General features: G+C 35.8%; 6 protein-coding genes. 1 reads left to right on the forward strand and 5 read right to left on the reverse strand.

What is annotated here, in order from left to right; translation table 11 throughout:
• Positions 1 to 312: 312 nt before the first annotated feature.
• The 5 genes from QL232_RS02530 to QL232_RS02550 form a co-directional block, all read right to left on the reverse strand.
• Positions 313 to 2,226, reverse strand: coding sequence for a hypothetical protein (locus QL232_RS02530; protein WP_281612938.1), 1,914 nt, complete (start codon positions 2,224 to 2,226; stop codon positions 313 to 315).
• 22 nt (positions 2,227 to 2,248) lie between these two features.
• Positions 2,249 to 3,877, reverse strand: a complete 1,629-nt coding sequence (locus tag QL232_RS02535; RefSeq protein ID WP_281612939.1) for a RagB/SusD family nutrient uptake outer membrane protein — start codon at positions 3,875 to 3,877, stop codon at positions 2,249 to 2,251.
• 11 nt (positions 3,878 to 3,888) lie between these two features.
• Entirely contained in the window at positions 3,889 to 7,077 is a 3,189-nt protein-coding gene (locus QL232_RS02540; protein WP_281612940.1) for a TonB-dependent receptor, read from the reverse strand.
• Between the two features lie 271 nt (positions 7,078 to 7,348).
• The gene (locus QL232_RS02545) at positions 7,349 to 8,983 is read right to left on the reverse strand and encodes a sulfatase (RefSeq protein WP_281612941.1); all 1,635 of its coding nucleotides are present in this window, start codon (positions 8,981 to 8,983) and stop codon (positions 7,349 to 7,351) included.
• 168 nt (positions 8,984 to 9,151) lie between these two features.
• Complete coding sequence (locus QL232_RS02550; protein ID WP_281612942.1) at positions 9,152 to 12,628, reverse strand: sulfatase-like hydrolase/transferase; 3,477 nt, start codon at positions 12,626 to 12,628, stop codon at positions 9,152 to 9,154.
• A 377-nt stretch (positions 12,629 to 13,005) separates the two neighbouring features.
• Between QL232_RS02550 and QL232_RS02555 the strand changes: the two genes are divergently transcribed.
• Entirely contained in the window at positions 13,006 to 14,550 is a 1,545-nt protein-coding gene (locus tag QL232_RS02555; RefSeq protein WP_281612943.1) for a sulfatase-like hydrolase/transferase, read from the forward strand.
• Position 14,551: the final 1 nt, after the last annotated feature.

A 14,551-nucleotide genomic window follows, 5' to 3' on the forward strand; every position in this document is an offset into this window, starting at 1 on the left:
TACAATTAGAACCGGATGTTTTGGAGCTTTTGTTGTGTTGGATGACCATCATCTAGAGATCATCTTGCTCTTTAATAATGTCGTGATTAGAGGAAGAAATAATCATCCAATTGATCCCAATTTTAAATGCTTAACAGCTGATGTTTATGCAATACTAGAGCATCCTCTAATAAATTAGCGGTGCTTTTTATCTAAATAATGACTTAAATAGAGGGGTATTTGTGTCTATAGGGGAATTTTGTATTTCTTTCAAAAAAGGCAATTTCTAGACTGTGATGAAATTGCCTTTTTTGAAAGTTTTAGATGAATAGATTATTCATAGATGGCATCTGATTTTCCATATAATTTGTATACAAAATTATCGACCATCCAAGCTAATTTAGCGCTGGCATCTTTGTATAAATCAAACCTCATCATGATGTTCAACTTACCTACCTTAACTTGATCTGCATTTAGTGCAGCTTCTACATTATTAAAAGTTCCGGTATTAAAGCCTGATGTAGTGGAGAATGTTGTACCGTTGGTCAATGCCAAGGTTGCCCAACCACTTTCATTAAATTCATCATCAATATTCTGATCATAGTTGTAAGTTAATGATCTCTCAAAGAACTCTACATTGTTATCATTGTAACCGTACATCTCATCAAAGGCGATGGCTACTTGTCTCACATTACTATTAATATCAATAGATTTAACTAAAGCAGTAGAGGCATAATCTTGGTCAGCAGGTATTGCTGTTGGAGTCGCCGTACCTTGTGCTCCTCTATGTGTTTTCTGCACTTTTGCCACCCAATAAGGAACACTACCAAAGGCTTTGTCTCCAAATAATACATTTTGGAAACCATTGATATCACTACTGAATCTAGTACCAGTGGCATAGTCGCTGGTATCTTCAAAGTCTTCCATCACTTCTTCTATTAGTCCTGCTTCTGCAGATGAAATGATAGAGAAGACATTTTCATAGGTCATCACTTCATTGAGATTATGGTCCTTCACAAGGATACTGATATTTACAGGATACGTTCCTTCTGGAATGTTACTATCCTCAGCTACAGTAATCTCACCCGTTGTAGTATTTATAGAAATTCCTTCAAATTGATCGTCTAAGAAAGAGAATTCTAAATCAGTACCAATTTTAGTGATGTCGACATTGATAGAAGCACTCATGCCTGACCATGGAGAAAGCGTTGCTTTAGTAAGATTAGTACCTCCTTGAGTAGCACCAGTGTAAGACAAGGTTGGTCTTTCACCTACAGTGATACTCATTACTTCTTCAAAAATCTTATCACCAAGAGGGGTGTGTACTGTTACTGTTAATACATGCTCTTGTGATGGTGTATTGAAATTGATTTTAGAAATCACACCAGTTTGTTGGTCGATAGTTAGACCTTCAATAGCTTCACCGTTTGTTCCTGTCATGCTGTAGGTAAAATCAGCAATATCAAGGTTTTCTTCTGTAGAGATCGTTGGTGATGATAATTCACCAATGAAGTTGAAATCTACATCTTTAGATGTATAAGAAAGATCAATATCCAATGGAAGGACCTGAGCAGAGTAGATATTTTCAAAACGTTTTACACCATTGTCAGTAGTCATCACTACTTCAAAAGTATATTCTCCTGCAGGAGTATCATTATTCTCTTTGATAATCTGTCCTTTTTCATCGATAGAAATGCCGGCTACTTCAGGGAATAATTCAAAACCCTCTATGGTCAATTCTTCCAAGTCAGTTATAGTAGGCGTGGCCATTACTCCTTGATGTGTATATGAAAAAGTAGTAGGTTGCTCTTCATAGCTGATGCTAAAAGGCAGATTGACAATTTTCATGATAGCAGCACTGTCATGTGTCATTAATCCTCCAGAATAGTATACATTAATCCCAAAATAATAGTCTCCAACTAAATTGATAGGAGTATCATCTGATAAGGTAATGATACCTGTAGTATTATCAATTGAAACTAATTTTGAGAAGGTTTGTAAGTTGAAATCTTCGGCATCTGTTGTAATGGTATCGATTTCAAATTTTACATTCGTTGTTCCTTCCCAAGTAGGTAATTCTGTTTGGATTGTATCCAAAAAGCCCGTTAATGTCTCACTGTATACTAAGTTAACAGGAGGGTTCATTACATTATCTTCAAGGTGTCCTGGCATTTGTTCTTCCTCACATCCAAAAGTAAAGAATGCCAAAACTAAAACTAGCACTTGATTATATATATTTTTTCTCATGTTGTTCGTCTTTAATAATAGATTAAATAGCACCATATCCTTCATTTTGATCGGTAGTAGAGATACCTTGATTACTATTAATTTCCACTGATGGAATTGGTAATCTCATTGCTCTAGCATTGTCTGGGTATTCTTGATCTAACTCAAGGTTTCCTCTTTCACTATTTCTGAAGGCATTGTGAGGGTCAATCACATGAGACTTGAAGAATTGATAACCTCTTCTTCTTGAATCCATCCAATCTTGTCCTTCACCAAGAAGTTCAACTCTTCTTTGGATGTATAATTTCTCTCTCATCTCATCTTTTGACATCAATCCCCAATCGGCAGGTTCTGCAGAGGTGTTATTACTATTTCTTGCTCTTTCAAGTACTTGGTTTACATGAAGTAAAGCATCTCCAGTTAAGTTTCTTTCATTCTGAATTTCTGCCAACATCAAAAGTAAATCTGCATAGCGGAAAACCACCCAGTTTTTATTGCTTGTGATTGTTGTAGATGTCTGATTTTTCTCCATGAATTTCAATAGAGGAGTAAAACCGTTGGTCTTACTTGTTCTATTATTTGCAATCGGATAGCAGTTCGTCGGATTAGGGTTTTCAATGACAATCCCACCTTGATTTTTGTATCCATAATATGAAGTCACAAAAGTTGAAGTTAACCTAGGATCCTCTAATGATTCAGCTTCGATAGTATTATACACTTCAGGATTGGTGAGTACCCTACCTACATTACTAAATGCTTTTGTATAATTCTTTGGAGTATAGAAGTAGGTGAAAGACTTGGCAACAGTAGTGTTATTGAATTGTAACTCAAAAATAGATTCAGATGAATTATTTCCAGTCTGTTCATGCCATAGGTCTTCAAAGTTAGGCACTAAAGAATATTGATCTTTAACGACAATTGCTTCTTCGTAAGCCATCGCCCAATAATCCTCTCCACTATCTGTATATCCAGCAATAACTAAAGCAGTATCGTTAGAAGCTGCAGCAGATGCGATGTACATATATACTTTTGATAGGAGGAAGTTGGCAGCATAACTTTTAGGGTAACCCGGTGTTTGATCTTCGGTTGCTATTAGCTCTTTTGCTGCATTTAAGTCTTCAATAATCTGATCGAAGATGATATTCTTCTCCGTTCTTCCTGTATGAACAGTTTCCTCCGTCGTTGGACTCACTTTTAAAGGAACTTCACCCCAAACTTGTACTAAATTGAAGTATGATAAAGCGCGTACAAAATATGCCTGACCTAAGTAGTTTCTAGTACTTTCTGGCATTAACTCAACATTATTTGTATAGTTTTTATTGATGTTGAAGATAAAATCATTCGCACTATTTATCGTTTGATAAGTACTTTGCCAGATACTAGTTACATAGTCGGTATCAGGTGTAGGGTTTAAAGAAGCAATGGTCGAGTTATCATTGTTTCTCCCCGAATAGAACAAACCAGCATGTAGGTTTAAACCTTGCATTTGAATGGCATAGGCATGATATCCAATCATTGTTCCGTACATGCCATTTAGTGCAGCAAATTGACCTGAAGGAGTGCTATATGTTGATTCAGTATCTAAAAATGGTGGACGGTCATTTTTAGTACAGCTAATGTTTAAAGCTATAAGAATCGATAATGCTATTTTATATATATTCAATTTCTTCATTAGTTCACTGATTAGAATGTCACATTAATACCCATCAAGTAAGATCTAAGGTTAGCATAAGCTCCCCAATCTGTTCCCATAATAGTTCCGTCATAAACAAACGAAGTAACTTCAGGGTCATAACCAGAATAATCTGTAATTGTAATAGGGTTCTTAACTGTACAATAGAAACTAAATGCACCAATGTTTTTCCATTTTTCAGTAGGGATATCTACTGTTAATGTAACGTTTGATAATCTTAAATAACTACCATCTTCAATAAGTCTGTCAGTCATATGATTATGCATTGAATTTGCGTATCCGTAGCCCACTCTTGGAACATCTGTAGTTGTATTTTGAGGTGTCCAGGCATTGTAATAAACATCTGATCTAACATTCCAGTTACCGTTTACAGGAGAAGGATTTCCTGTCCAAACTAAGTCTGCATTCATGATGTCATTACCATAGATGCCATTCCATAACATACTTAAGCGAAGAATTTTATATCTAAACTCTGCATTAAAAGTATACATGAATTCAGGGTTAGGATCACCGATAATGGTTTTATCTTCTGGAGAGATAACACCATCTCCGTTTTGATCAACAAAGATGACATCTCCTGCTTGATTTGGCGTTTCGTTGAAGGATGGACCTTGAGCAGCTTCTTCTGGAGTAGCATAAATTCCATTTGTTTGATAGCCATAGAAAACACCCACAGGCATGCCTTTTATAAAGACATTGGCAGGACCATTTAAATTGGATCCGGATGAAACATCATTGCCTACATACCCTTGTACTTGTTGTGGTTGACCATTAATGTAAATCGTTTGCTCAGGTAAACCCAAGTCGCCTATTTCTGTGATATTCTTAGTGAATGATCCGCCAATATTGATACCCCAATCGTTTTTATCTACCAAAACTGCGTTTAAGTTGAGCTCAATACCTCTGTTGTACATTTCACCACGATTGATGTAATAATTATTAAAACCAGTGGTAGGAGGAGCTTGTATTCTTTGTAGAAGATCGATGGTGTGTTTTGAATAAACATCTACGGTACCAGTTAGTCTAGATTTCATAAATCCAAAGTCTAAACCAATATTGTATTGATCTGTAGTTTCCCAAGTAAGGTTAGGGTTGGCGAGGTTTGCAGGAACTAATCCAACTTGATTACCATTGTTGGCATCCGGATACATATTGTCTGTATAGTTTACTAACGTTTGGTAAGGTTGAATAGCTTGGTTACCTGTACGTCCCCATCCCGCTCTCAACTTAAGATCAGACAAAGTATTGGAAGTTTTTAGGAAGTTTTCTTCAGAAATATACCAAGCGACTGATGTCGAAGGGAAGTAACCCCATTGTTGACCATCACCAAACTTAGAAGATTTATCAGCTCTGAAGTTGGCGGTAACTACATACTTATTATTGAAGGTGTAATTTACTCTACCTAAATAGGAGAAAATAGATTCAGCAAAAGTCAGTGTGCTTTCTGGTGATAGAATATCTTGTCCGTATTGAGGAGCTTCACCTCTAAAACTGTGATCAATAAAGTTACCTACAGCATAAGTAGTACTTGCTTTATTGATGTAATCATAGGTAGCAACTGCCGTAACACCAAATCTATGTTTTTTACTGAATGTTCTATTGAAATTTAATATTCCATCTACATTGTATGAGCTTCTTGTTTGGTCGATTGTATTTAAGTAGCCGTTTTGTTGGTTTCCTTGGAAAGTTCCTGGACCAAACCATATACTTCTATTTTGTGTTCTAATATCAGCACCTGCTCTTACGGTTGCTTTTAATCCTTTAATGATTTTATATTGTAGGTTAGCACCAATAATAGTTCTGAATTGCTTAGTAAGGTCGTCGTTGTTGTTTACAAAATCCCATGGTGTTAATTCGGCGGCGGCATCATCTCCAGAACCATCGATATCCATACCTGTAAGTGGAGATTTACCCACTAGTTGGTTCACTAAAGAACGATTACCTCCGGCTTTTTCACCGGTTTGAGCGTAAGAACCTTCAAGGTAATAAAGGGTAGTCTTTGTCTCAAAACGAAGCTTTTTGGAAATTTGCTGTCCTAAGTTAATTCTTAAGTCACCACTTTGAGAGTAAGAGTTGGGAATAACACCTTGTTTATTATTGTACCCCATTGATACGTAGTAGTCTGTTTTTCCAGTACCACCACTCATTGATGCACCTGTACTGTATGAAACAGCAGTTCTGTAAATTTCATCTTGCCAATTGTGTTGCTGTAATAAACGGCCACTAGCCAAATCGTAAACTTCTCTAGTTTCAGGGTTTAATTGGTAAGAAGGTATTTGGTTATTTGAGATGGCAAAATCATTCATAAACTGAGCATATTCATAACCATCTAATACATCAATTGTTTTTGAAGGTTCAGAGATTGAAGTATTGGCGAAGAAGTTGATTTTAGCTTCCCCTTTCTTTCCTTTTTTAGTCGTTATCAAGACAACTCCATTTGCACCTCTTGAGCCATAAATTGCAGTAGCGGAGGCATCTTTTAATACTTCAATGCTTTCTATATCCTTTGGATTGATACCTGCTAGCCCATTCTGAGCTGTAGGTGCGGAGTTACCGCCTTGAACATTAGCAGGGGTTTCTCCCGCTGAACTGATAATAATGCCATCCACAACATATAGTGGTTCATTGTTTCCTCGAAGTGAATTAACACCTCTAATTTTTACTGACACTGCTCCCCCTTGAGCACCATCGTTTCCGACTACTTGAACGCCGGATACTCTACCTTGGAGCATCTGATCTACATCATTGTACTGTCTTACAATGTTTTCATCTTCATCTACTTGGCTAACGGACCCGGTTAAGTCTCTTCTTTGTACTGTACCATAACCAACGACTACAATATCATCTAAAAGTTCTGCAGCAGTAGTCAATGTAAAAGTATGGTTGTTTTCGCCATTGTATGTCCACTGTACTGTTTCCATACCTAAATAAGTTACTACTAAAGTTTGACCTTTTGTTACTTTAATAGAGAACTCACCATTCATGTCTGTTACTGTACCATTGGTCGTACCTTTAATAATTACTGATGCAATTGGTAAAGGTTCATGGTCTTCGTCACTCATCACAATTCCTTTTAGAATAGTTTCTTCTTGGGCGTAAGATTCTGAGGAGATTGTTTGAAGCAGAAAAAAGAGTATCCCGAAGAGGAGGGATAACGGATAAAAAGTAATTTCTCTCATATTCAAATCATATTAAAAAGTTAGTAGACCATTCTCCTGAAGGGTCATTTACAAATTAAATGTTACCCAAATCTAGGAGGATGATGAGGGTTGAGAAGGGGGGTATTGTTGCAAAAAAGAGGCTAAAACAGGTTTTTTAGTACTAAAATCGCATATACAAGGGTTAAAAGTACCTTTTATATAATTTCCTGATTTTCTCGCTTTTTAATAACCACCCTGAAATAAATATGTGGATTGTATCCTGTTTATCCGGATACAATCCACATCATAATTATTTTGTAGGAGTTTCGTAAACTCTCTTTATTCTAACATCAGTTTTTCGCATCATTTCTTCAGGAGTATCTTCGTTGTATTCCTTTTGTAATGCGGTTAACCTTTCTTTTAACTGAGCAGTGATTTCTTCGTAACCTTCTTTTCCATAAAGGTTTGTCAATTCGTTAGGGTCTTTTTCTAAGTCAAATAATTCCCAATTGTTTTGAAGCTCACCTTTCTTCTTTTCTGGATTGTAGTAGAAGTTGATCAGTTTATATTTTTCAGTTCTGACTCCATAGTGGGGTTGAACATGATGCCACCAAGGGAATTCATAATAGTGATAGTACACAGCATCTCTCCAATCATTTACAGGTTCACCTTCTAGAATTGGTTTGATGGATTTTCCTTGAATATCCTTTGGAATTTCAGCACCAGCATAGGCCAATAGAGTAGGGGCAACATCAATATTCATTGATAACTTTTGTGATACAGAACCAGGTTGAATATGGTTTGGATATCTAACGATGAAGGGCATTCTTAACGACTCTTCGTACATCATCCTTTTATCGAACCATCCATGTTCCCCTAAATAGAAACCTTGGTCTGATGAATAGATCACAATGGTATTTTCTGCAAGACCATTGTCATCCAGATATTTAAGTAATTCACCAATGTAATGATCAACTCCCTTAACACATCTTAGGTAGTCTTTAATATAACGTTGGTATTTCCATTTTTTTAGTTGTTGGCCTTCCATCTTTACTTCATTATTTGGAGCCCATACTACATCGTTATTATTACCTTCTGAATACCATTTCTTTAATTCTGCTTTTGTCAAGTTCTCAGGGTTTTCTGGATGCACCTTCAAATCTTGTCTATTTAGATTACGTTCAATGGTTTGCCAAGTATCTGCGGCAGCTAATCTCCCTTCGTAAGTATCATTGAAAGTGGCAGGTTCAGCAATTTCTATGTCCTTAAATAGATCAGCAAATTCAGGGTCTGGTTCCCAAGGTCTATGTGGTGCCTTAAACTGATACATCAGCATAAAAGGCTTTTTCTTGTCTCTCTTTTGGTCTAACCAAGCATGGGCATCTTCCCAAACTTGTCTTGAAGAGTGAAATCTTTCTTCCTTCAACGTATCTGTTCCATTTTCTAAAAAAACAGTATTAAAATAAGTGCCTTGTCCGCCATGATTGATCATCACTTTAGAATAATCAAATCCGGTAGGAGCTGTACCCAAGTGCCATTTACCCACTACTGCTGTCTGGTAACCTTCCTTCTGCAAAAGCTTTGGAAAGGTTTGTTGACTTCCATCAAAATCACCACCGCTTTCATTCTTATAAAACCCATTAACATGAGAGAACTTTCCGGTAAGAATAGCCGCTCTTGAAGGTCCACAAATAGCATTAGTACAAAAAGTATTGTTCATGATCATTCCCTCTTTGGCCAATCGGTCAATGTTTGGGGTAAGATCAGGGAATTGTTTAGCCAAAACTCCATTCTGATAGGCACTAATCGCTTTTGTAGAATGGTCATCACTGAAAATATATATAATATTAGGACGTTCCTGAGTAGTCTCCTGTTTTGAGGTTATCTTGGAGCAACTACCTAAGAATATCAAGCTTAGTAATAGGAAGTGGTCTGAAATTTTCATCTTAAAAAAATAATAAAACAATATAATAAAAAATTGACTTTTTCTTGATATAAAAACTAACCGATAGTACATTTTATATACAAAAAAATATGTTTGCTGAATAGTTGCATTCCTAATGAAGTAAACGATATCATTGATCTGAATATTATTTACAACAGAAAGCTGAAACTATTTTTTGATGGCTTTTCCATAATGCATTACATCCTGATCGGTTACTTTGTAAAAGTATATGCCTGAAGGTAAAGTACTAGGAATAAATAAAGTAATTTCTTGCTGCTGTAAAGTACAGTCTTTTTGATATACAATCTTTCCGTGGTTATCCAATAATGTAAATTCAACATATGTTGATCGAAGGCCTCTAACAGAAATTCTATTTTCAAATGGATTAGGATATAATTTGATCTCTTGTTTGATGTTAGGAGCAGTAGATGTTACATCATTATCAGTTTTGACTTCTTCTCCAATTTCAATGTAATCGATCTTAATATTGTCACTTTCAGCCAAAAGATTAACAATATTTTCTGTCTTTTTTAATTGAATAGAAATAGGTACTTCTGTCCAAATATTTGTAGGAGATAAAGTAACGGTTTCCATAAAATTCTGATTCGAAAAAATGGAAAGATATTGATTCTCTTCTGAAGTATTCATGTAACTAATGTTAGCATGGAATGTTGCCTCTTTAGGCATCACAATACTATTCCATTCTAATAGGTCATCTGTTTGTAATAATGAGAACAAGCCTTCACTGGCTTCATCATCTACTTCAGTGGGGATATTTAAATCTAATTCAGCCTCATATCTGTTCTCCATCTTATTTGGGTTTTTATAGATGTCAACAAGATCTTCATTAAACACTGTAAGAAGAGAATTATAGAAATTGATAAAGTCATCCGTGTATTTGTCATTATTGATAGGAACCCAATACGACGTTTCAGATCTATTGGCCCAAGTAAGGGCATACGTAATTTGAGAAGCAACCTCATCTTGCATCAAGTTATTGATGATATTCTCTGTATACCATTTTGTGTTGTCGCTGTTGAAAATACCCTCAGAGTAGCCAAATTCTGTAAGTGCAGGAATTTTATAATGGGTATTCGCAAAATTGACGGTTCTTTTTACAGCTTCTAAAAAATTGTCAGGATAATCTGCAGTTTTGCCATACATATCTGTACCAATAATGTCCACATAATCATCCCCAGGGTATCGATTATCGAACTCACCTTTAGATGGAGAGTAGGCAAACAAAAGATGATGAATTCCTTTTGTTTCTTTTAAATAGTCGACAGTTAACTTCCATAATTCTACATATTCTTCGGGAGTACAAGTATCAGCTCCCCACCAGAACCACCCACCATTATTTTCATGCAAAGGTCTGAAAATAATAGGGGCATCAATTATCTTAAAAATGGAAGCCACACTATCTAAATGACTAATATATGTGTTATAAGCAGTGCCTCTGTTTAAAATTTCTTGAACAGGATTACCTGTAAGATCATAAGTTGTTCCCTCTGTAGCCATATTCATTGCATGCCAGCTAACTGTAATGATACCCCCGCGTTGATATGCTAGGTGGGCTGCAGTGATAAAATCATCATATTTTCTGAAATGCCCTCCCAAATCATAACCGTAAACACCAGGGAAATCTCCCACCAAAGCCTTTACATCAGATTTTTCAGAGGAACCGTCATCACTCCATGATGCATCACTCGCTCCTAACATTTCTGTAAAATGATGTCCGAAAATCACTCGTTGGTTTCTGTATTCTAAAAGATTTTGATATAAGTATTTAGTCTCATTAGATGCATTTTCATCAATAGGTTCGTAAGTCGTATTGATAGGCTCAGAAGATTCTTCAAAAGTAAAAGTTAAGCTATTAAGCGTTAGCATTTCTTCTAATTTTGATTGACTACTAATTTCCAGGAGCAGACTTTCATCTTGTGGAAGTATAATAGAAGTACTTCCATTGTTTTGATTGGTTGATAGGGTCAGTTGATAATTGTTATTTCCAAACTTAACATCAAAATCTACAGTTTGATTTATACCGCTTTTTGTGTTGAGTTGTAGTAAATACTTCCCGCTACTTTTAACATTGAGTTTATAGATAAGCTTCACATCTTGATCGGCTTCTAGGTCTAAAGAATGGGAGTTGTTTATTATACCAGTACCATCATAAACAAGGTAAGCAGGAACTTCATCCATCGTTTCTGATGCTCCAATGTATACTTCTTTTCTTATAAACGAGTGAGGTGCTGAGATTATACCTTCAAACCAGAGTTCTAAGTCTTGCATCATTTCCGAAACAAGCTCTGGGTGTTCTGAAGCAATATTTTCTCTTTCCAATAAGTCATTCTTACAATCAATCAATACGACATTATCGATAGCTATTGGGGCGTTATCTTCAGTACTTGGATTAAGCATTAATTTATAATCATCTCTGATTAATGCTAACTTTTGATCTTCAAAGAGATATTCATCCTTCTCGTTTTCTTTATAAGGAGCAAATTGATTTTCTTCCTCCCTAACAGGGTACCATTGTGCCAAAACGATAGGATGACTTTCTAATTCTTCTTCTTTACCATCCAACGCCAATTTAAAACTACGTCCATTGATAGCAGGGTTTTCTATTGGATTTTCGGTATTTGTTAGCTCTAATACAGTAGGAAAAATATCATTGATAGAACACATTTTCTCAATATGTTGAGGAGTATATTTCCCTTTACATTTAACGTACAGCGGAGATTTGATACCATTCTTCCAGTTTTTAGATTTGGAACCAATAAATTGGTGGTTGTTTCTTAAATCCCATTCCGCATCACTTTCACCTTTTCTGATAGGTCCATTGTCAGACATAAAAAAGACGATAGTATTTTCTGAAAAATCCGAATTGTCAATATAATCGAGTAATCGCCCAATTTGCTCATCGGCATATTCCTGCATAGCTAATAACGTAGCAAAATCTTCTGTTTCAACTTGGTTTCTGTATTTAGCGATATATTCTTCAGGTGCTTCCCAATCACCATGTACACTTAAGGAAGAAACATAAGCCAAGAAAGGTTGATCACTCTTCGCTTCCATAAAATCAATAGCCATATCTACAATTTGAGCATCAGACCATTTGTCTTCATAAGATACTTTTTCTCCATTTAGGTAGCCATTGCTTGGGTAGTGATGATACAATTTAGCATAAAATGCTTCATCAAACCCTCTTTGCCAAGGCCAGTACCCTTCAGATTTCCCTGAATGCCACTTTCCCCACATGCCAGTAGCATATCCATTTTGTTGGAGTACTTCCGCAAAAGTTACTTCATCTTTATGAAGATAATCGTTACCTCCATGCATCCCTGTTACTCCTGTTCTCCAAAAGTCTCTACCAGTAAGTAGACTAGCCCTAGTAGGGGAACAGACATTGGGTACATAAAAGTTATCGAATTGAATAGACGATTCTGCCAAACGATCAATGTTTGGTGTTTGCGAAATCGTATTTCCATTAATTGAAAAATCATCAAACCCAATATCATCCATTTGAATGATAACAATATTAGGAGAGTTGACTGTTTCTGTTGGAAGTTCAGATGCTCTGATAATAGTACTAGTTAGTAAAATTAAAAAGCATGATAAAATAGTAATATTCATTTTCTTTTTCATGTGGGTAAAGTTAGATCGAACCGTCCTGACCTTAGGGGGAGTTTTGTAGAAAATAGAAGTGACAATCGCACCATTTGTACTAAAACACAAGATTTTCTAGTATTTGATAGCATTGCTTTAGTGCTTTTCTATTCGAATTGGTGACTTTTTAAGAATTGGTTTTCATCTCATTTTTGATGCGATTGATTGTACTTCTTTCTATAGTATTTTGGCGTCAATCTTCTCTTCATTTAAAGTCAATAAGACTACGTTTTAATGGGTTATTGATGCTTTGATACACATTTCCCCTTGTTTTGAAAAAATCTTCCCCCCAATGTATTGCTATGCTTTTCTAATATTGTGATAAGGATTTTTTAAAGGAAATGAATACTAGGCGAATGATGAAAATTTTTACTTATATCTTCTCGTTGTTTTTAATAGCGAGTTGTACATCGATCAAAAAAGACAATACTGCTCAAGGAACTAAACCCAATGTCATAATGATTTATGTCGATGACATGGAGCTGAATCAGATGAGTGCATTTGGTTGTGATATGCCTACTCCCAATATGGATAGGATTGTGCATACAGGAGCAAAATTGAATTATAATTATGTATCAGCACCTGTATGTACTCCATCTAGATACGGTCAGTTAACAGGACGATATGCGTCAAGATGTAAGAGTTATTTAAAAGAGTTTCCCACTGATGATCCGATATTTATTCGCTGGAATGGAGACCTTGAATTGGAAGGTTCTGAAAAAACAATTGCTCATTTATTAAAAGAGAATGGCTATGCCACTGGTTTTGTAGGGAAGTGGCACAATGGACAGCCGACAACAGAAGAACGTTACGAAGACATGAATTTGCATGCTGATTACAATACCCCTAAGGTCCAACAACATTTGAAAGAGTTGTATGCTAGGCAAGTCGATTATATCAAAAAAGCGGCAGGGTTTGAAGATGTAATGAATGTGTATGGTAATAATCTCCACGCATTGGCCTTACCTAAAAATGTTCAGGAGCATAACCAAGAATGGATTACTCAGGGCGGTTTAGAATTTATCGAAGAACATAAAGATGAACCATTTTTCTTATCGTTCAATACAACAATACCACATGTTCCAAGTCCTTACCATTCTATGGAGGCAGATTCTAGGATTACACCAAATGGCTTATTAAATGCTCCAATCGATGGAAAATACATGCCTTTAAGAAAAGATCTTATTGAAAGAACTTTAGCAGAAGGTTATCCGATTGATTATGCAGTGATTAAGTGGCTAGATGAAGGTGTGGGAGCATTGTATAAAAAATTGGATGAACTTGGTTTAACTGAAAATACGATCATTATTTTTGCTAGCGATCATGGTGTTACAGGAAAAATGACTTGTTATACTTCTGCAGCAAAAGTGCCTGCAGCCATCTCATGGCCTGCAAAAATTAAAGGAGGAAAGGAAGTGAATGAATTAACGTCACAAATTGATTTTGTACCCACGATACTTTCAGCATTAAATATTTCCATTCCTAAAGGATATCATGTAGATGGTATTAATCTTTTGCCTACTTTAGTAGATGGAGATACATTATCTAGAAAATTTATCTATTCTGAAGTAGTGTATCAAAGAGCAATAATTACCAAAGACTACGAATATTTAGCCACTAGATTCCCTAAAGAGATTCAAGCTAAAGTGACAACAAAAAATAGAAATGAATTTACCATTGAAGGTAAGCAGGAAGAGGATAGGTATGGTGCTCAAGCAATGTTCCCTGGATATTATGATGATGATCAGTTGTATGATCTGAATAATGATCCAAAGGAGCAAATAAATTTAGCTTCACAGTCAGAGTATCAATCAAAAATGAAAGAATTAAAGGGATATATGAAACAAGTGATTACAACTTTCCCCCATACTTTCGGTGAATTTGGAAAACAACCTAATTAGT

This window comes from Flammeovirga sp. SubArs3, assembly GCF_947387565.1.
Taxonomy (GTDB): Bacteria; Bacteroidota; Bacteroidia; order Cytophagales; family Flammeovirgaceae; genus Flammeovirga; species Flammeovirga agarivorans.